The organism is Xanthomonas sp. NCPPB 3570 (genome assembly GCF_056725115.1).
Genome location: NZ_CM161513.1, coordinates 4303120 through 4321951, shown reverse-complemented (window position 1 = coordinate 4321951; position 18832 = coordinate 4303120). Strand labels below are relative to the sequence as shown.

The 18832-nt window shown below is 67.4% G+C and carries 20 protein-coding genes; 16 read left to right on the top strand and 4 right to left on the bottom strand.

Annotated elements, in window-relative coordinates; genetic code table 11:
• Nucleotides 1–115 precede the first annotated feature (115 nt).
• Together AC1PLR_RS18570 and AC1PLR_RS18565 are read left to right on the top strand one after the other, a co-directional pair.
• The gene (locus AC1PLR_RS18570) at nt 116–919 is read left to right on the top strand and encodes a MetQ/NlpA family ABC transporter substrate-binding protein (protein ID WP_481101926.1); all 804 of its coding nucleotides are present in this window, start codon (nt 116–118) and stop codon (nt 917–919) included.
• Nucleotides 920–932: 13 nt separating this feature from the next.
• Complete coding sequence (locus tag AC1PLR_RS18565; protein ID WP_481101925.1) at nt 933–1496, top strand: DUF1453 domain-containing protein; 564 nt, start codon at nt 933–935, stop codon at nt 1494–1496.
• A 123-nt stretch (nt 1497–1619) separates the two neighbouring features.
• Here the strand turns inward: AC1PLR_RS18565 and AC1PLR_RS18560 are convergent, their stop codons facing one another.
• Entirely contained in the window at nt 1620–2249 is a 630-nt protein-coding gene (locus AC1PLR_RS18560; protein ID WP_242159666.1) for an OmpW/AlkL family protein, read from the bottom strand.
• Nucleotides 2250–2432: 183 nt separating this feature from the next.
• Here AC1PLR_RS18560 and AC1PLR_RS18555 point away from each other — a divergent pair, with 183 nt between their 5' ends.
• Nucleotides 2433–2972 (top strand): DNA-deoxyinosine glycosylase, encoded by a 540-nt coding sequence (locus tag AC1PLR_RS18555; RefSeq protein ID WP_481101924.1) that lies wholly within the window; start codon nt 2433–2435, stop codon nt 2970–2972.
• A gap of 153 nt (nt 2973–3125) precedes the next feature.
• On the opposite strand, the gene AC1PLR_RS18550 is transcribed toward AC1PLR_RS18555, so the two are convergent.
• The gene (locus tag AC1PLR_RS18550) at nt 3126–3869 is read right to left on the bottom strand and encodes a hypothetical protein (protein WP_481101923.1); all 744 of its coding nucleotides are present in this window, start codon (nt 3867–3869) and stop codon (nt 3126–3128) included.
• Nucleotides 3870–4089: 220 nt separating this feature from the next.
• On the opposite strand from AC1PLR_RS18550, the gene aceF reads away from it, so the two are divergent.
• The 3 genes from aceF (at nt 4090) to AC1PLR_RS18535 (ending at nt 8120) form a co-directional block, all read left to right on the top strand.
• The gene (gene aceF / locus AC1PLR_RS18545; protein WP_481101922.1) at nt 4090–5838 is read left to right on the top strand and encodes a dihydrolipoyllysine-residue acetyltransferase; all 1749 of its coding nucleotides are present in this window, start codon (nt 4090–4092) and stop codon (nt 5836–5838) included.
• A 132-nt stretch (nt 5839–5970) separates the two neighbouring features.
• Nucleotides 5971–7770, top strand: coding sequence for a dihydrolipoyl dehydrogenase (gene lpdA, locus AC1PLR_RS18540; RefSeq protein WP_481101921.1), 1800 nt, complete (start codon nt 5971–5973; stop codon nt 7768–7770).
• Nucleotides 7771–7832: 62 nt separating this feature from the next.
• On the top strand, nt 7833–8120 hold the full coding sequence (locus AC1PLR_RS18535) for a hypothetical protein (protein ID WP_481101920.1): 288 nt from the start codon (nt 7833–7835) through the stop codon (nt 8118–8120).
• 104 nt (nt 8121–8224) lie between these two features.
• Here the strand turns inward: AC1PLR_RS18535 and AC1PLR_RS18530 are convergent, their stop codons facing one another.
• Nucleotides 8225–9037, bottom strand: coding sequence for a hypothetical protein (locus tag AC1PLR_RS18530; RefSeq protein WP_481101919.1), 813 nt, complete (start codon nt 9035–9037; stop codon nt 8225–8227).
• A gap of 448 nt (nt 9038–9485) precedes the next feature.
• On the opposite strand from AC1PLR_RS18530, the gene AC1PLR_RS18525 reads away from it, so the two are divergent.
• The 10 genes from AC1PLR_RS18525 to AC1PLR_RS18480 all read left to right on the top strand — a co-directional run bounded on the left by AC1PLR_RS18525 (nt 9486) and on the right by AC1PLR_RS18480 (nt 17928).
• The gene (locus tag AC1PLR_RS18525) at nt 9486–9851 is read left to right on the top strand and encodes an ATP synthase subunit I (protein ID WP_026143249.1); all 366 of its coding nucleotides are present in this window, start codon (nt 9486–9488) and stop codon (nt 9849–9851) included.
• A gap of 26 nt (nt 9852–9877) precedes the next feature.
• Nucleotides 9878–10672 carry a F0F1 ATP synthase subunit A gene (gene atpB, locus AC1PLR_RS18520; protein WP_150411110.1) on the top strand — a complete coding sequence of 265 codons (795 nt, stop codon included), beginning with the start codon at nt 9878–9880 and terminating at the stop codon, nt 10670–10672.
• 77 nt (nt 10673–10749) lie between these two features.
• Nucleotides 10750–11049 carry a F0F1 ATP synthase subunit C gene (gene atpE, locus AC1PLR_RS18515; RefSeq protein ID WP_010340497.1) on the top strand — a complete coding sequence of 100 codons (300 nt, stop codon included), beginning with the start codon at nt 10750–10752 and terminating at the stop codon, nt 11047–11049.
• A gap of 114 nt (nt 11050–11163) precedes the next feature.
• On the top strand, nt 11164–11634 hold the full coding sequence (locus tag AC1PLR_RS18510) for a F0F1 ATP synthase subunit B (protein ID WP_010340680.1): 471 nt from the start codon (nt 11164–11166) through the stop codon (nt 11632–11634).
• 1 nt (nt 11635) lies between these two features.
• Entirely contained in the window at nt 11636–12163 is a 528-nt protein-coding gene (locus AC1PLR_RS18505) for a F0F1 ATP synthase subunit delta (protein ID WP_010340679.1), read from the top strand.
• Nucleotides 12164–12310: 147 nt separating this feature from the next.
• Nucleotides 12311–13858, top strand: coding sequence for a F0F1 ATP synthase subunit alpha (gene atpA / locus AC1PLR_RS18500; protein WP_010340678.1), 1548 nt, complete (start codon nt 12311–12313; stop codon nt 13856–13858).
• A gap of 183 nt (nt 13859–14041) precedes the next feature.
• On the top strand, nt 14042–14905 hold the full coding sequence (gene atpG / locus AC1PLR_RS18495; RefSeq protein WP_019800261.1) for a F0F1 ATP synthase subunit gamma: 864 nt from the start codon (nt 14042–14044) through the stop codon (nt 14903–14905).
• A 146-nt stretch (nt 14906–15051) separates the two neighbouring features.
• Nucleotides 15052–16479: a F0F1 ATP synthase subunit beta gene (gene atpD, locus AC1PLR_RS18490; protein WP_420008027.1), complete on the top strand. Its 1428-nt coding sequence runs from the start codon at nt 15052–15054 to the stop codon at nt 16477–16479.
• A 144-nt stretch (nt 16480–16623) separates the two neighbouring features.
• Nucleotides 16624–17046 carry a F0F1 ATP synthase subunit epsilon gene (locus AC1PLR_RS18485; RefSeq protein ID WP_017910296.1) on the top strand — a complete coding sequence of 141 codons (423 nt, stop codon included), beginning with the start codon at nt 16624–16626 and terminating at the stop codon, nt 17044–17046.
• A 303-nt stretch (nt 17047–17349) separates the two neighbouring features.
• Complete coding sequence (locus AC1PLR_RS18480; RefSeq protein ID WP_481101918.1) at nt 17350–17928, top strand: chorismate mutase; 579 nt, start codon at nt 17350–17352, stop codon at nt 17926–17928.
• A gap of 487 nt (nt 17929–18415) precedes the next feature.
• On the opposite strand, the gene AC1PLR_RS18475 is transcribed toward AC1PLR_RS18480, so the two are convergent.
• Entirely contained in the window at nt 18416–18799 is a 384-nt protein-coding gene (locus AC1PLR_RS18475; RefSeq protein ID WP_209247675.1) for a GtrA family protein, read from the bottom strand.
• Nucleotides 18800–18832: the final 33 nt, after the last annotated feature.

Sequence of the window (18832 nt, the reverse complement as noted above, 5' to 3'; positions counted from 1 at the left end):
TGAAGCCGCTCCTGCGCGCATGGATCGCCCCACCTGCACGGCCGTCTGCTAGCGTGCATGCATCGCGGCCGCGGGTCGCGCTCCTCCACTCCCCCCGTTTCCCCGGATACCTGCCATGACCCGATTCCCGTTCCGCCTCCTGCTCGCCAGCGCCGTGCTCGTGCTCGGCGGCTGCGGCAAGCCCGATGCCGGCGCCGCCAGCGACCACCTCAGCGTCGCCGCCACCGCCGTGCCGCACGCCGAGATCCTGGAGGTGGTCAAGCCGATGCTGGAGCAGCAGGGGCTGACCCTGGACGTGCGCGTGTTCAACGACTACGTGCAGCCCAACGACCAGGTGGTGCAGAAGCAGATCGACGTGAACTACTTCCAGACCGAGCCCTACCTGCAGGCCTACAACCGCGACCGCAAGAGCAACCTGGTCACCGTGGTCGGCGTGCACATCGAGCCGTTCGGTGCCTATTCGCGCCGCTACAAGTCGCTGGACGCGCTGCCGCAGGGCGCCGACGTGGTGATTCCCAACGATCCCAGCAACAACAGCCGCGCGCTGATCCTGCTGGACAAGGCCGGGGTCATCAAGCTCAAGGATCCGAGCAACGCGCTGTCCACCCAGCGCGACATCGTCGCCAATCCCAAGCAGTTGAAGTTCCGCGAGCTGGATTCGGCAATGCTGCCGCGGGTGCTGGACCAGGTCGACCTGGCGCTGATCAACACCAACTACGCGCTCGACGCCGGCCTCAACCCGACCCGCGACGCGCTGGCGATCGAGAGCAAGGACTCGCCGTACGTGAACTTCCTGGTTGCGCGTCCCGACAACAAGGACGATCCGCGCGTGCAGAAGCTGGCCAAGGCGCTGACCAGCCCGGAAGTGAAGGCCTTCATCCAGCGCAAGTACCAGGGCGCCGTACTGCCGGCGTTCTGATCGGCCTGCGCGCATGCCGCTGCTGCTGGCCATTCCGCTGGCGATCGTGATCGCGCTGGCGGTGACCGCGGTGCTGTTGCCGTTGTCGCTGCTGCAGCGCTTTCGGGTCGGTACTGCGCGGCGTCAGGCGCGTGGCTGGCTGGTCGCGGTGCAGCTGTGGTCGGCGCTGCTGTCCAGCGGCATGCTGCTCGTCTTTGCCGTGATCGCCGGGCACTGGTGGCCGGACGCCGCCATGTACGCACTGGCGGGCTGGGGCTGCGGCGTGCTGTTGGGTGCGCTCGGCATCGGCGTCACCCGCTTCGAACCGCTGCCCCATGGCCTGCACTACACGCCGAACCTGTGGTTGGTGCTGGGCCTGACCGCGCTGGTGGCGGTGCGCATCGGCGCCGGGCTGTGGCAGGGCTGGCGCAGCCTCGTCGATGGTGCGGCCTGGCCGACCCAGGGCTGGATGAGCCACGCCAGCCTGCTGGCCGCCGCCGCATTGCTGCTCGGTTATGCCTGCGCCTACGCCTGGTTGTTGCGGCGGCGCCTGCGTCGTTTCGACCGCTACCGCGGTTTCGATCGCTCGCCGCGCTGAAGGCCGCCGCGCCTGCGGGCCCGCGCGATGCCGTTTCCGCTGGTCGCGCTCCCAGTCCAGCGCACGCGCAAAAACAAACGGGCCCTTGCGGGCCCGTTTGCATCACGACTGGAGACGGAACGCTTAGAAGCGCGCGCCGACGCCGAAGCTGAACAGCCACGGATCCAGCTTCAGGTCTTCGCCGGTGCCTTCGCCGGCCACCTTCAGCTCCGGACGCGAGTGCATGTAGCGCGCGTCGGCACGGGCGAACCAGGTGGAGTTGATGTTCATGTCCACGCCGACGGTGCCGATGGCGCCCTTGGCGGTGTCCAGGCTGACGTGCTGGTCGGCGTTGAGGCCGGCGAGCTTCTCGTTGCTGAAGTTGGACTCGTAGTAACCGACGCCGACGAACGGACGGAACACGTTGTCCGCCTGGCCGAAGTGGTACTGGCCGCTCAGCGCGATCGGCTGCTGCTCGACGGTGCCGACCTTGCCGATGCCGTCGGCCTTGACGCGGTGGTTGAACTTGTCGGCAGCGCCCCACAGTTCGACCGCCCAGTTGTCGTCGATCAGCCAGCTGGCGCTGATGGTCGGCGCCGGGCCGCCATCGACGTCGAGGCCGGCCGCCGGCTTGGAGTGCGGGTCGAGCAGGGTCGCGCTGCCGACGACGGAGAAGTGCTTGCCGGACGCGGTATCGGCATCCTGTGCGAATGCGGCGGGCGCAAACGCAAGGGCGGACACGACAGCCAGGCTCAGGATCTGAATGGACCGCATGGGATATCTCCTCATCTTTTTTCTTGTGGGGCCACGGGAGTGGGCGCGCACACCGTATCGATGAGAAGATGAATCGTTGCCGACCCTCGCCGGACCAATGCAGACGACGTTCAGCCACATGCGCTCTGCGCTTGAAATAACGAGGTTTTAAGACTTTTGGCTGTTCATCCAGATGCGCGCGACGTGACGACGCAGCCGCTGCTGCAGGGGCTGCCCGCGCAGATACGCGACGATTGCCGGGTGCTGCTGCTCGGCTCCATGCCCGGTGCGGCATCGTTGCAGCAGGCGCGCTACTACGCGCACCCGCGCAACCGGTTCTGGCCGCTGATGGCGGCGTTGTGCGGTTTCGATCCGGCACTCGACACAGAAGCGCGCGTGCAGGCATTGCACGAAGCCGGCGTCGGCCTGTGGGATGTCATCGGCCAGTGCCGGCGCCGCGGCAGCCTGGATACGGCGATCGTGCGCGGCAGTGAAGTGCCCAATGCCTTGCCCGAGCGCATCGCGCAGTTGCCGCAATTGCGCGTCGTCGCCTGCAATGGCGCGGCAGCGGCGCAGGCGTTCGCGCGCTTCGTGCAGCCGCAGTTGCCGCCGCGCGATCCGCCGCTGGTGCTGTTGTCGTTGCCTTCGAGCAGCCCGGCCAATGCCGCCTTCGCCTGGCCACGTTTGCTGCAGGCGTGGGCGCCGTTGCAGCAGTGGCTGCGTGCGCCAACGGCCGGCGATTGAAAGGCCCTTTAATCCGGCAGGCGGCACATACGCGTAGGAGCGGCTTCAGCCGCGACGAGGCTCTCCCGATAACTTTGTCGCGGCTGAAGCCGCTCCTACGAGAGCGCGTTGCGTGGCGATAAGGCGACAACAGGTCGACGTTGCGCCGATCGATTAGCGCCGCGCGCGCAGGCGCAGCCACAGGGTCTGCAGCGCCAGCACGACGGCCAGCGACAGCGCTACCCATGCCGCGGTCTGCGCACCCGCCAGCGTGCTCTCAGCCTGCTTGACGTAGACCGCCGCCAGCGCCCACAGCGCCGCCGCCGCATAGGCGAGGTTGCCGCGCATCGCCCGGTTCACGCCCAGCAGCAGCGCCGCCGCCAGCGCGAACAGCACCAGGCTCCACGGCAGCATCCGCTCGGTCGAGAGCCAGCGATAGGCGACGATCACCTGCGCGGTGTTCAGGAACGCCGCCAGCGACAGCCAGCCGGCATGCAGCGACAGTGGCAGCCACGCCCACAGCGTCTGGCCGGGCTCGGCTGACGGATCGCGCGACAGCCGCAGCGCGGCCAACAGCGTCGCCGCCAGCGCGGTCCAGATCACCGCCAGCGCCAGCAGGAAGTGCTGTTGCGAGAACACCGGCATCCACGCAGCGGTCAGCGCGAAGCCCAGCGCCGCCGGTGCCCGCACCTGCGCCAGCGCGCTGCCGCGACGGCGTCGCCCGCTGTACTGCCACAGGCCGAAGGCCAGGTCGAGCAGGAAGATCACGCCCCAGATCGCGAAGGCATAGCCGGCGGCGACGATCAGGGTCGGGTAGCGGTCGGAAATGGCGCCATTGGTCGGGCCGAAGGCACCGCGTTGCCCGAACCAGGCGACCAGCGGCATCGCCAACGCCATCAACAGCACCAGGATCCGCATGCCCGCCCTCCGGAAATCTGCGCCGAGCCTAGCCGCGGCGCCGTGAAGGCGGCGCACCGGCGGCGGGCGCCGCGGGTGCGCAACATGCGCCGGCGTACTGTCCGCCGGCAGCGCCCGCGCCCGCTGGCGATCGGGCTTTTTTGCCCGGCAAAGGTTGGCGCTGCGGCTGCGGGCCGCCACAATAGGGGTTTCCCCCTCATCAGTTGCCGGAGTTCCCCGCATGGCCGAAATCAAGGAAGCACTTGTCCCCGATATCGGTGACTACAGCGACGTCCCGGTAATCGAAGTGCTGGTGGCCGTCGGCGACACGGTGAAGAAGGACCAGAGCCTGGTCACCCTGGAGTCGGACAAGGCGACGATGGAAGTGCCGTCGCCGTTCGCCGGCGTGGTCAAGGAGATCAAGGTCAAGGTCGGCGACAGCCTGTCCGAGGGCAAGGTGGTGGCGCTGATCGAAGTGGCCGAGGGCGGCGCCAGTGCCGCAGCCGCCGCGCCTGCGGCCGCCAAGGCCACGCCCGCGCCGGCCCAGCAGGCCGCCACCCCGACCGCCGCATCCCCGCAGAACGCGGTCAAGCCGGCCGCGGCCGCGCCCGCCGGCGTGGTCGAGGCGCGGGTGCCGGACATCGGCGACTACAGCGACGTGCCGGTGATCGAAGTGCTGGTCGCGGTCGGCGACACGGTCAAGAAGGACCAGGGCCTGGTCACCCTGGAGTCGGACAAGGCGACGATGGAAGTGCCCTCGTCGGTGGCCGGTGTGGTCAAGGAACTCAAGGTCAAGGTCGGCGACAGCCTGTCCGAGGGCAAGGTGGTGGCGCTGATCGAGGTGGCCGGCAGCGATGCCGACGCGCCGGCCGCATCCGCGGTCCAGCCCAGCGCCGAGACCGGCGGCGGCGTGGAGCCGGTGCCTGCCTCTTCCGCGCCGGACAAGCTGGCCCAGCGCGAGATCGCCCAGGTCCAGGCGACGGCGCCGGCCAAGGCCGCCGCGCCGTCCGCCACCCAGAGCAGCCCGCCGGTGGCGTTCGACGCCGACAGCGTGCTGCCGCAGAAGGTGCCCTACGCCAGCCCGGCGGTGCGCGTGTTCGCCCGCGAGCTCGGCGTGGACCTGTTCCAGGTCAGCGGCTCGGAGCAGGGCGGTCGCATCACCAAGGACGACGTGCAGCGCTACGTCAAGGCGGCGCTGTCCGGCGCCGCGCCGGTGGCCGCCGGTGCCGCGCCCGCCGCGGGCGGCAATGGCCTGAACCTGCTGCCGTGGCCGAAGGTGGACTTCGCCAAGTTCGGCGAGGTCGAGGTCAAACCGCTGTCGCGGATCAAGAAGATCTCCGGCGCCAACCTGGCGCGCAACTGGGCGATGATCCCGCACGTCACCCAGTTCGAGCAGGCCGACATCACCGACCTGGAAGCGCTGCGCGTGGCGCTGAACAAGGAAAACGAGAAGGCCGGCATCAAGCTGACCATGCTCGCCTTCCTGCTCAAGGCCAGCGCCGCGGCACTGAAGCAGTTCCCCGAGTTCAACGCCTCGCTGGATGCCAGCGGCGAGAACCTGACCCTGAAGAAGTACTTCCACATCGGCTTCGCCGCCGACACCCCGAACGGGCTGGTGGTGCCGGTGATCCGCGACGTGGACAAGAAGGGCGTGGTCGAGCTGGCGCGCGAGAGCGGCGAACTGGCCAAGAAGGCGCGCGACGGCAAGCTCGGCCCGGCCGACATGAGCGGTGGCTGCTTCTCGATCAGCTCGCTCGGCGGCATCGGCGGCACCGCCTTCACCCCGATCGTCAATGCGCCGGAAGTGGCGATCCTGGGCGTGTCCAAGTCGTCGATCCAGCCGGTCTGGAACGGCAAGGAATTCGCGCCCAAGCTGATGCTGCCGCTGTCGCTGAGCTACGACCACCGGGTCATCGACGGCGCCGCCGCCGCGCGCTTCACCACCTACCTGAGCCAGGTGCTGGCGGACATGCGCCGCGTGCTGCTGTAAGCCCTGTCGTCACGGCGCCGCCGCTGTCGCGGCGCCGGTTTTCCCCCACCTGCGCGCGCCGCCTGTTTGCGCGGTCGCGCCGACGAACTGCAAACGCCCCACGCTGAGGCGAAGGGCCACAGGAGAAGCTGCATGGCGGTCATTGAGGTCAAGGTCCCGGATATCGGCGACTACAGCGACGTTCCGGTCATCGAGGTGCTGGTCGCCGTCGGCGACACGGTGAAGAAGGACCAGGGCCTGGTGACGCTGGAGTCGGACAAGGCCACGCTGGAAGTGCCGTCCGCGGCCGCCGGCGTGATCAAGGAGCTGAAGGTCAAGCTCGGCGACACCCTGTCCGAGGGCGCGGTGATCGCGCTGCTGGAGACCGCCGATGGCGCCGCCGCCGGCGCGCCCGCCGCGGCCCCGGCCGACGTGCCGGCCAGCAAGCCGCCGGTGGCGCCGTCGCACCGCGCCCCGGCTGAGCCGCCGGCACCCAAGCCGGCGCTGGCCAGCGGCAAGCCCGCCGACATCGAATGCAAGATGGTGGTGCTCGGCGCCGGCCCCGGCGGCTACACCGCCGCATTCCGCGCCGCCGACCTGGGCCTGGACACGGTGCTGATCGAGCGCTACGCCAGCCTCGGCGGCGTCTGCCTCAACGTCGGCTGCATTCCGTCCAAGGCGCTGCTGCACGCGGCCGCGGTGATCGACGAGGTCGCCCATGCCGGCGACTTCGGCGTGGACTTCGGCAAGCCCAAGATCACCCTGGACAAGCTGCGCGAGTACAAGGAGAAGGTGGTCGGCAAGCTCACCGGCGGCCTGGCCAGCATGGCCAAGCAGCGCAAGGTGCGCACCGTCACCGGCGTGGCCTCGTTCGTGTCGCCGAACGAGCTGGAGATCGTCGGCGCCGACGGCAAGACCCAGTTGCTGCGCTTCGAGCACTGCATCGTCGCCGCCGGCTCGCAGGCGGTGAAGCTGCCGAACTTCCCGTGGGACGACAAGCGGGTGATGGACTCCACCGACGCGCTGGAACTGCAGGAGATCCCCAAGACCCTGCTGGTGGTCGGCGGCGGCATCATCGGCCTGGAAATGGCCACCGTGTACAGCGCGCTGGGCAGCAAGGTCACCGTGGTCGAGTTCATGGACCAGCTGATGCCGGGCGCCGACAAGGACCTGGTCAAGCCGCTGGCCGATCGCTTGAAGAAGCAGGGCGTGGAGGTCCACCTCAAGACCAAGGCGGCCGAGGTCAAGGCCGACAAGAAGGGCATCACCGTGTCCTTCGAGGCCGCCACCGCGGGCGAGACCCCGGCGCTGGCCGCCACCACCTACGACCGCGTGCTGGTCGCGGTGGGCCGCGCGCCCAACGGCAAGAAGATCGGCGCCGACAAGGCCGGCATCAACGTCACCGATCGCGGCTTCATTCCGGTCGACCGGCAGATGCGCACCAACGTGCCGCACATCTTCGCCATCGGCGACATCGTCGGTAACCCGATGCTGGCGCACAAGGCCACCCACGAGGGCAAGCTGGCCGCGGAAGTGGCTGCTGGCGAGAAGAAGGAGTGGGTGGCGCGGGTAATCCCGTCGGTGGCCTACACCAACCCGGAAATCGCCTGGGTCGGCGTCACCGAGACCGAGGCCAAGGCCAAGGGGCTGAAGGTCGGCGTGGCCAAGTTCCCGTGGGCGGCCAGTGGCCGCGCCATCGGCATCGGCCGCACCGAGGGCTTCACCAAGCTGATCTTCGACGAGGAGACGCACCGCATCATCGGCGGCGCGATCGTCGGCGTGCATGCCGGCGACCTGCTGGCCGAGATCGGCCTGGCGATCGAGATGGGCGCCGAGGCCGAGGACATCGGCCACACCATCCACGCGCATCCGACCCTGAGCGAGTCGGTCGGCATGAGCGCCGAGGTCTACGACGGCACCATCACCGACCTGTACATCCCCAAGAAGAAGTGACGCCGCTCCATGCGACCGTGCCGCCACGTGCGGTGCGGTCGCTGCGGTGATGAACTCGACGCATGGAGGTCGCCATGGGGCAGCCCAACCTGTGTCCCGAACTGCAGGCGCTGCTGCAGCGCGAACTGGCCAGCGGCAACCGCATCGCCGAGCCGCCGCAGCGGACCGACTGGCCGCATCCGGGCTCGGTGTTCGTGTCGCTGAAGCGCGACCTGCGCAGCGACGTGGCGTCGCTGCCGGCGACGGTGCAGCACGCGATCTGCACCGACCCGCACTACGGCTGGCACGATGAGTGCTACTGCACCATGCACCGGCACTTGCTGGTGGCCGGGGCGACCAAGCCGCCCTGAACCTGCCGCGTCGACGGCGTTGCATCCCTGCAGGAACGCGAAAGGCCCGCACATGGCAGGCCTTTCGCTTGCAACGCGCGCTTGCGGCGCGCGTGCGGCGTCGATCAGAACGCGAAGGTCACGCCCGCGACCGGGCCCTTGAACTCCTGCTTCAGGCCGACGCTGGCGTTGTCGCGCTTGCGGTCCACGTCCAGCTTGAACCAGTCGTAGCCGGCGAAGATGCCGAAGTTGCGGGTGAAGCGGTACTCGACGATGGCGTTGGCGCGGCTCAGGTCGCCGTCGTAGTCGCCGAAATCGCCCCACTTGGTGTTGAGGTACTGGCCCTGGATGTTGAACAGCCAGTGCTCGCTCGGGTGCGCGGTGAAGCGCAGGCCGACCACCGGCGCGGCGCCGTCCTCGCTCTCGTCCAGGAAGGTGCCGGTGTAGACCGGACCCAGATCGGCGTAGGCATTGGACTGCACCTTGGCCCACTCGGCACCGATCTGCAGGCCCATGCTGAACTGCGGGTTGTCGATCACCGAGTAGTCGTACACCAGGCTGGCGACCTGATACTTCAGTTCGCCCTTGACGAAGCTGCCCGACGGCACGGTCACGCCGCCCAGGCTGACGTCCTGGCCCAGTTCCTCGCGGCGATCCTTATCGAACTTGAAGTAGTCGAAGATCAGGCGCTGGCGGGTGCTGAGGCGGAACACGCCGTCCACGCGCGGCTCCCACTCCTTGCCGCCGAAGTTGAAGTCCTGCGAACCGGAAATGGCATTGCCGTTGATCACGGCGTTGCCGCGCAGGGTGTTGTCGTTGTCGACGTTCATCGCGCCGACGCGCAGGGTGAAGCGGTCATCGCCGTCTTCGGCGTGGGCGGGCAGGGCGTAAGCGGCGGCGAGCGCGCAGGGCAGCGCCAGGGCAAGCAGGTGTTTCATGGGGGACAAACTCCGTCGTCTTGGGATTTTTTTCGGATGAGGCGTCGATGGCAGTGCCAGCGCGTGCCGTCACTATCCTTAAATTTGCGTCCACCATTCGTGAAAGTATGGTGGCTCGAGCCGCCACGGCTGTCCCAAAACGCGCCACGAAAAAAGCCCCGGAAGGACCGGGGCTCGGTGGGACTGCGCTGTGGGCCGACGAGGATGGGCGCAGTCCATGTCCGATCGGACAGCGCGGCGGACAGAAAGTTCCCCCGCAAACACGTGCTGCAATGCCGCATTCGACGCCGGTGGCGGACGGCCACCGTGCTATCGTCTACGGGCGGACGGGGATCCGGACGCTGCCAGGACTCCTGGCGGTTGTCTCGCAAATTGTCCCATTGCTATAATTCCGCGGCTCGACGGACGCGAAGACGTCCTCAATCCACCACCAATTGCAGGATTTTCTGTGCTGAACTCCGTTGATGCGGGTCGGCGGCTGATGCTGCGCGCAGCGATTTACCCGCTGGTGGCGGTGGCCGTGGTGTCCCTGCTGTTCCTGCTGCTGGGACCGAAATACGCGATGGGCGCCGCCGCAACCGGGCTGGCGACCGTGGCAGGGGGATGGCTGGCCGCACGCACCGCGCTCAATGGCGGCGTGCAGGCGGCAGGCTCGGCGCTGGCGCGGTTGATCGTGGCCATGGTGCTGAAGTGGGTGTTGGTGTTCGCGGTGCTGGCGCTGGGCTTTGCCTGGTGGCGGTTGCCTCCTCTGGCCCTGTTGGCGGGTATCGCCGTTGGGCTGATGTTCCAGGTTCTGGCTCTGGCCAGGCGTTGATCGAATCAAGAAAAGGCTCAGGACTCATGGCGGGCGAGGCACTAACCCCTACCTCCTACATCCAGCACCACCTCAAGAACCTCACTTTCCAGGTGCAGGAAGGCGGGTTCTGGCAATTGCACGTCGACACCCTGGTGATGTCGCTGCTGATGGGCCTGCTGATGGTGTTCGGCTTCTGGCTGGCCACGCGCAAGGCCACCGCCGGCGTGCCCGGCAAGTGGCAGGCGTTCGTGGAGATCCTGCTGGAGTTCGTCGACCGCCAGGCCAAGGACACCTACCACGGCACCAGCAAGCTGGTGACCCCGATCGCGATCACCCTGTTCTTCTGGATCCTGATGATGAACCTCATCAAGATGATCCCGGCGGACTTCATCGCCAAGCCGCTGGAACTGCTTGGTGTGCATGCGTGGAAGCCGGTGCCGACCGCCGACGTCAATGCCACCCTGGGCATGTCGATCAGCGTGTTCTTCCTGATGCTGTTCTTCTCGCTGCGCTCCAAGGGCGTAGGCGGCATGACCAAGGAATTCCTCACCGCGCCGTTCGGCAAGTGGATGCTGCCGTTCAACCTGATCCTCAATATCGTCGAATGGTTGAGCAAGCCGGTGTCGCTGGCGATGCGACTGTTCGGCAACATGTTCGGCGGCGAGATCGTGTTCCTGCTGATCTGGGTGCTGGGCGGTGCCGGCATCCTCGGTGCGCTGGCCGGCGGCGCGTTCGGCTTCGGCTGGATGCTGTTCCACCTGCTGGTGATTCCGCTGCAGGCGTTCATTTTCATGATGCTGTCCATCGTGTACCTGAGCCTGGCGGAAGACAGCCACTGACGTTTCTGTTTCACGCGTTCTAAGCAACCCTTCGTTCGATTCACCATCCTCAAGCAACTTTGTTCCTGGAGAAAACCATGTACTTCGCCGTCCTGACCAACCTCGCCCAAGTCCAGAGCTCCACCGTCCTCGCCGTCGGCATCATGATCGGCCTGGCCGCGCTGGGCGCCGGCCTCGGTCTGGCCATCATGGCCGGCAAGTTCCTCGAATCGGCCGCGCGCCAGCCGGAACTGATCCCGGTCCTGCAGGTCCGCATGTTCATCACCGCCGGCCTGATCGACGCCGCGTTCATCATCAGCGTCGCGGTCGGCCTGCTGTTCGCGTTCGCCAACCCGATGATCGGCGAGTTCGTCGCGCGTCTGCCGCAGGGCGGTTGATCCCGTCGTACCGGCGTGCGGTCGCCACCGGCGGCCGCCGCTACGGATGAAGGTTCGGACGCGTCGCCGTGCTGGCGGCGCGTCCACCCCGTCACCATTGGCTGAGCGTACCCCATGAATATCGGTCTCACCCTCTTTGCCCAGGCGCTGGCGTTCGCCGGTCTGATCTGGATCGTCGCGACCAAGATCTGGCCGCCGCTGATGCAGGCCATCGAAGAGCGCCAACAGAAGATCGCCGAAGGCCTGGCCGCCGCCGATCGCAGTCAGAAGGATCTGGCGCAGGCGCAGGAAAAGGTCAACGAAGCGTTGAAGGACGCCCGCATCAAGGCCAACGAGATCATCGATCAGGCACATGCGCGCGCCAACCAGATCGTCGAGGCGGCCAAGCACGAGGCGATCGTCGAAGCCACCCGGCAGAAGGAACTGGCCCAGGCCGAGATCGACGCCGCGGCCAACCGCGCGCGCGAAGACCTGCGTCGCCAGGTGTCGCTGCTGGCGGTGAGCGGCGCCGAGAAGCTGCTCAAGCGCGAAATCGACGCCAACGCCCACAAGGCGCTGCTCGACGAGCTGGCGGCGGAGATCTGAGATGAGCCAGGCCCTCACACTGGCGCGTCCCTACGCTCGCGCCGCGTTCGCCGCGGCCAGCGACGCTGGCAAGCTCGCGCCCTGGTCGCAGGCGCTGGCGTTCTCCGCCCAGGTCGCGGCCGACCCGCGCGTGGCCGCGCTGCTGCACAACCCGCTGCTGCAGCGGGAGCAGGCGGTGTCGCTGCTGGCGCCGGACGCGGCGGACGAGCAGTACCAGCGCTTCCTGAGCCTGCTGGCCGAAGGCCAGCGGCTGCCGCTGCTGCCGGAGATCGCCGGGCTGTACGACCAGCTGCGCGCCGAGGCCGAGCGCGTGGTGCAGGCCAACGTGACCTCCGCGACGGCGCTGAGCGATGCCGAGGTGGCCTCGCTGAAGGTGGCGCTGAAGCAGCGCTTCGGCCGCGAGGTCGAGATCACCACGGCGGTGGACGCTTCGCTGATCGGCGGCGCGGTGATCGACGCCGGCGACGTGGTCATCGACGGTTCGTTGAAAGGCAAGCTGTCGCGTCTGCAATCCGCACTGGCCCACTAAGAAACGGGAATGGCGAATAGAGAGGAGAGAACCCGGCCCGGCGGCGACGCCACCCGCGATTCCCGATTCCCCATTCCCGATTCTCAAAGAAGCTAACCACACGTCGCCATCCGCCGCTGCGCGATGGACGATCCGAAGGAAACCAAGATGGCAACCACGCTCAACCCCTCCGAAATCAGCGAACTGATCAAGAACCGCATCGAGCAGGTCAAGCTGGCCGCGGAGTCGCGCAACGAAGGTACGGTCACCAGCGTGTCCGACGGCATCGTGCGCATCTTCGGCCTGGCCGACGTGATGCAGGGCGAAATGATCGAACTGCCGAACGACACCTACGCCCTGGCGCTGAACCTGGAGCGCGACTCGGTCGGCGCCGTGGTGCTCGGCGACTACGAGAATCTGCGCGAAGGCGACGTGGCCAAGACCACCGGCCGCATCCTGGAAGTGCCGGTGGGCAAGGAACTGCTGGGCCGCGTGGTCAACGCGCTGGGCGAGCCGATCGACGGCAAGGGCCCGCTGGGCACCAGCCAGACCGCGCCGGTGGAGCGCGTGGCGCCGGGCGTGCTGTGGCGCAAGTCGGTCGACCAGCCGGTGCAGACCGGCTACAAGTCGGTCGACGCGATGATTCCGATCGGTCGCGGCCAGCGCGAACTGATCATCGGCGACCGCCAGACCGGCAAGACCGCCATGGCCATCGACGCGGTCATCAACCAGAAGAGCACCGGCATCAAGTGCGTGTACGTGGCGATCGGGCAGAAGGCCTCGACCGTCGCCAACATCGTGCGCAAGCTGGAAGAGAACGGCGCGCTGGCGCACACCATCGTGGTCGCCGCGACCGCCTCCGAATCGGCGGCGATGCAGTACATCAGCGCCTACGCCGGCTGCACGATGGGCGAGTACTTCATGGACCGCGGCGAAGATGCGCTGATCGTGTACGACGATCTGTCCAAGCAGGCCGTGGCCTACCGCCAGATCTCGCTGCTGCTGAAGCGCCCGCCGGGCCGCGAAGCCTACCCGGGCGACGTGTTCTACCTGCACAGCCGCCTGCTGGAGCGCGCCGCGCGCGTGTCCGAGGAGTACGTGGAGCAGTTCACCAATGGCGAGGTCAAGGGCAAGACCGGTTCGCTGACCGCGCTGCCGATCATCGAGACCCAGGCCGGCGACGTCTCCGCGTTCGTGCCGACCAACGTCATCTCGATCACCGACGGCCAGATCTTCCTGGAAACCGACCTGTTCAACGCCGGCATCCGCCCGGCGGTGAACGCCGGCATCTCGGTCTCGCGCGTCGGCGGCGCTGCGCAGACCAAGATCATCAAGAAGCTCTCCGGCGGCATCCGCATCTCGCTGGCGCAGTACCGTGAGCTGGCGGCGTTCGCGCAGTTCGCCTCGGACCTGGACGAATCCACCCGCAAGCAGCTCGAGCGCGGCCAGCGCGTCACCGAGCTGATGAAGCAGAAGCAGTACCTGCCGATGTCCATCGCCAACCAGGCGCTGTCGATCTACGCGGTCAACGAGGGCTACCTCGACGACGTGCCGGTCAACAAGCTGCTGGCGTTCGAAGAGGGCCTGCACGCCCACTTCGCCAACACCCAGGGCGACCTGGTGGCCAAGGTCAACGACACCGGCGACTGGAACGGGGACATCGAGGCCGCGTTCAAGAAGGGCATCGGCGAGTTCAAGACCACGGGCAGCTGGTAAAGAGCCGGGATTCGGGATTGGGCATTCGGGATTCGTAAGAGCGGTGGTTCAGGGGGCGGTCGATCCCCGATCACCGTTCCGGATCTCCAGATTCAGGTATTGGGTGGTAGGTGAGGTGAGTTTGGGAGCTTCGGCGAATCCCCAATCTCCAATCCCGAATCCCACGAGCGGAGCGAGCGAGTAATGGCAGGCGGACGCGAAATCAAATCCAAGATCAAGAGCGTGCAGAACACCCGCAAGGTGACGCGCGCGCTCGAGATGGTCTCGGCCTCCAAGATCCGCAAGGCGCAGGATCGGATGAAGACCTCGCGTCCGTACGCGCAGGCGATGAAGCAGGTGATCGGGCATCTGGCGCAGGCCAGCACCGACTACACGCATCCGTTCCTGGTGCAGCGCGAGAACGTCAAGCGCGTCGGCTACATCGTGATCTCCTCCGATCGCGGCCTGGCCGGCGGTCTGAACAACAACCTGTTCCGCAAGATGCTGGGCGAAGTGCGCCAGTGGCAGGACCAGGGCGCGGGCGTGGACGTGGTCACCATCGGCCAGAAAGCCTCGGTGTTCTTCCGCCGGATCAAGGTGGACATGGTCGGCAGCGTCAGCCACCTCGGCGACCTGCCGCAGCTGGAGCAGTTGATCGGCGTGATCAAGGTGATGCTGGACGCGTTCACCGAAGGCAAGCTGGATCGCGTGTATCTGGTCTACAACCGCTTCGTCAACACGATGACGCAGAAGGCCAGCTTCGACCAGTTGCTGCCGCTGCCGGCGGCCGAGAGCCAGGTCGCGCACCACGACTGGGACTACCTGTACGAACCCGATGCCGCGAGCGTGCTCGAGCACGTGATGACGCGCTACATCGAGTCGCTGGTGTACCAGGCGGTGCTGGAGAACGTGGCGTCCGAGCATGCGGCGCGCATGGTCGCGATGAAGGCGGCCAGCGACAATGCCAGCAAGCTGATCAGCACCTTGCAGTTGGTCTACAACAAGGCGCGTCAGGCCGCGATCACCCAGGAAATTTCCGAAATCGTCGGCGGTGCGGCGGCGGTGTAAGTGCCGGGATTCGGGATTGGAGAGTCGGGAGTGGCAAGAGCAGCGCAGCGCGCTTTTGCGAATCCCGAATCGCGAATCCCCAATCACGAAATCCACGGGATGGCGCAGGCCATCCGGACAGAACTAAAGCTAACCGGAGCAGCAAAATGAGTCAGGGCAAGATCGTTCAGATCATCGGCGCGGTCGTCGACGTCGAATTCGCGCGTGCCGATGTGCCGAAGATTTACGACGCACTGAAGGTCGAAGGCACCGCCATCACGCTGGAAGTGCAGCAGCAGCTGGGCGACGGCGTCGTGCGCACCATCGCGCTCGGCTCCACCGACGGCCTCAAGCGCCACCTGGTCGCCACCAACACCGGCAAGGCGATCGCCGTGCCGGTCGGCACCGGCACCCTGGGCCGCATCATGAACGTGCTCGGCGAGCCGATCGACGAGCGCGGCCCGGTCCAGTCCGACGTGCAGTGGGAAATCCACCGCGAGGCGCCCGACTACGCCGACCAGTCCTCCAGCACCGAACTGCTGGAAACCGGCATCAAGGTCATCGACCTGATGTGCCCGTTCGCCAAGGGCGGCAAGGTCGGCCTGTTCGGCGGCGCCGGCGTCGGCAAGACCGTCAACATGCTGGAACTGATCAACAACATCGCGACCGAGCACTCGGGCCTGTCGGTGTTCGCCGGCGTGGGCGAGCGGACCCGCGAGGGCAACGACTTCTATCACGAGATGAGCGACGCCAACGTCATCGTCCAGGACGACCTGAGCAAGTCCAAGGTGGCGATGGTGTACGGCCAGATGAACGAGCCGCCGGGCAACCGTCTGCGCGTGGCGCTGACCGGCCTGACCATGGCCGAGTACTTCCGCGACGAGAAGGACGCCAACGGCAAGGGCCGCGACGTGCTGTTCTTCGTCGACAACATCTACCGCTACACCCTGGCCGGTACCGAAGTGTCGGCGCTGCTGGGCCGCATGCCGTCGGCGGTGGGCTACCAGCCGACCCTGGCCGAGGAAATGGGCGTGCTGCAGGAGCGCATCACCTCGACCAAGACCGGCTCGATCACCTCGATCCAGGCCGTGTACGTGCCCGCGGACGACCTGACCGACCCGTCGCCGGCGACCACCTTCGCCCACCTCGACGCCACCGTCGTGCTGTCGCGTAACATCGCCTCGCTGGGTATCTACCCGGCGGTGGATCCGCTCGACTCGACCAGCCGTCAGCTGGACCCGAACGTGATCGGCCACGAGCACTACGACACCGCCCGCCGCGTGCAGTCCACCTTGCAGAAGTACAAGGAACTGAAGGACATCATCGCGATCCTGGGCATGGACGAACTGTCCGAAGAGGACAAGCAGGCCGTGTCGCGCGCGCGCAAGATCGAGCGCTTCTTCAGCCAGCCGTTCCACGTGGCCGAAGTGTTCACCGGCTCGCCGGGCAAGTACGTGTCGCTGAAGGACACCATCCGCGGCTTCAAGGCCATCGTCGACGGCGAATACGACCACCTGCCGGAGCAGGCCTTCTACATGGTCGGCGGCATCGAGGAAGCGGTCGAGAAGGCCAAGAAGATGGCCGAGAAGGCGTAAGAGCCGGGATTCGGCATTCGGGATTAGGGATTCGCAAGGCGGCATCGAGGACGAGGGAGTGGGAGTGAGGACAAGGCGGCGCGACTGCTTTGCCCAATCCCCAATCCCCAATCCCCAATCCCGCCTCGCGCCAGCGAGGTAACCATGAGCACCATCCGTTGCGACATCGTCAGCGCCGAGCATGAGATCTACCACGGCGACGCCACCCTGGTGGTCGCGACCGGCGAACTGGGCGAGCTGGGCATCGCGCCCAAGCACGCGCCGTTGATCACCCGGCTCAAGCCCGGCAAGGTGGTGGTGACCACCGCGAGCGGCGAGCAGCTGGATTTCGCCATTTCCGGCGGCATCCTCGAGGTGCAGCCGCAGGTGGTGACGATCCTGGCCGACACCGCGATCCGCGCGCAGGACATCGACGAGGCGTCGGTGCGCAAGGCCAAGGAAGAAGCCGAGCGCCTGCTCGCCAACCGCGGCGAAGGCATGGACGTGGCCGAGGCACAGGCCAAGCTGGCCGAAGTCACCGCGCAGTTGCAGGCGCTGGAGCGCCTGCGCAAGAACCTCAAGCACTGAGGGTTCCCGCTACGCAGCCCAGCGGCTGCATGCGCGATGACGACGCCGGCTTCTGCCGGCGTTGTCGTGTCTGGGAAAGGCGGCGGGTGGACCGCACGGCGCGCGGTGGTCGCGGGCGCGCGGTGAAGTTGCCAGCGCGGAATGCGACGTCGCGCACGGCGCTGGCTTGCTGGTCGCTGACTCGGCGGTGTCGCCATGCGACAAGACGCGGGTGCGGTCATCGTGCGGTCGGTGGACTGCGGCAAGATGGCGGCCCGATCTGCGCTCCATCCCCCACCCGCAGACGGTTACCGGAGAACCGAGATGAGCCTGTCCGCTTCCGTTCCTCGTCCCTGTGCGCATGCCCTGACCGCCGTGCTGGCCGGCGCCATGTTGATGGGCTGCGCCTTGCCCGCGCGCAGCGCAACCCCGCTGGAACCGCTGCTGGATCGCATCGTCGAGCGCAATGCGATCGGCGACCAGGTCGCGCTGAGCAAGTGGGACAGCGGCAAGCCGGTGCTGGATGCCACGCGCGAGGCCGCGGTGCTGGCCAGCGTGCGCGAGCAGGCGCCGGCGCATGGCGTGGATGCCGACGATGCCGCGCGCTTCTTCGGCATGCAGATCGAATCCAACAAGCTGGTGCAGTACGAACTGCTGTCGCGCTGGCATCTGCGCGGCCGCGCGCCCGACAGCCCGCGCCCCGACCTGACCGCGCTGCGTGCGCGCCTGGACCAGTTGCAGGGCGAGATGCTGGATGCGTTGCAGGCCAGCGCCGCGGTGCGCCAGGCGCCGGATTGCCCGGCCACGACCGCGCGTGCGGCCGAGGCCTATGCGCTGCGCTGGCAGCTGGACCAGTTGCACCGCACCGCACTGGTGCGCAGCCTGGGCGATTTCTGCCACTGAGTCGTCAGCCGCCAGCGCCAGCGGCGCGCTGGCGGCGCCCGAAGCGGCACTGGAGCCGTTCTGGCGCTCTGCAGGCCCGAACCATACTGGCCGTCTACGCTGCGCTCGTCGCGACTGAAGTCGCTCCTACAGGGCTCGCTGCATCCCGCAGGTCTTGTGGGAGGGGCTTCAGCCCCGACGGCTGTCGAAGCCGATCGCTGCCCGGACTTCGCTGTTCGCGGCATGCAGTAGTAGGCGCACTCGTAGGAACGGCTTCAGCCGCGACAAGCTCTCCCGGTAACGCCCGGTCGCGGCTGAAGCCGCTCCTACGGTGCAACGCGTTCGTCGCGGAAAGGCTTGATGAGAGGCAATCGGAGATCGTTCCCATGAGCAGCTCGGGTGCATCTGGGGCGCCTTCCATGGGAGAGGGTTCCCACCCGACAGCCGTCGCCGCGGAGCGGAGGCTGATGGCACGCATCACCGACCTTCCAGGCCGTGCTCGCCAATGCTAGCGATACACCAATTGCCGGCCCAGGAAGAACGACACCACCGCCAGCATGCCTTCGACCAGCGGCTTGGCCAGCCAGGCCAGGCGCAGGCCCAGCCCGTGCGCGCACAACGCCACCAGCCAGGTGCTGAGCGCGGTGAGCACCAGCCACATGGCCATGAAGCGGCCGAAGCGCCGCCACCCTAGGCGCGCGTCGTCGCCGTTGGCGAAGGTGATGCGGCCGTTGAGCCAGAACCCGAGCAGGGCGCCGCAGACGCGCCCCAGCACGTTGCCCGGCACGGTGGGCATGCCGGCCGCGGTGGCGGCGACGAACACGCTCCAGTCGACCAGCAATTGCAGCAGGCCGATCAGCAGGAACTGGCTACCCTGGCGCAGGAGACCCATGAACATCCGCAGGAGAAGACGATCGCGCATGCT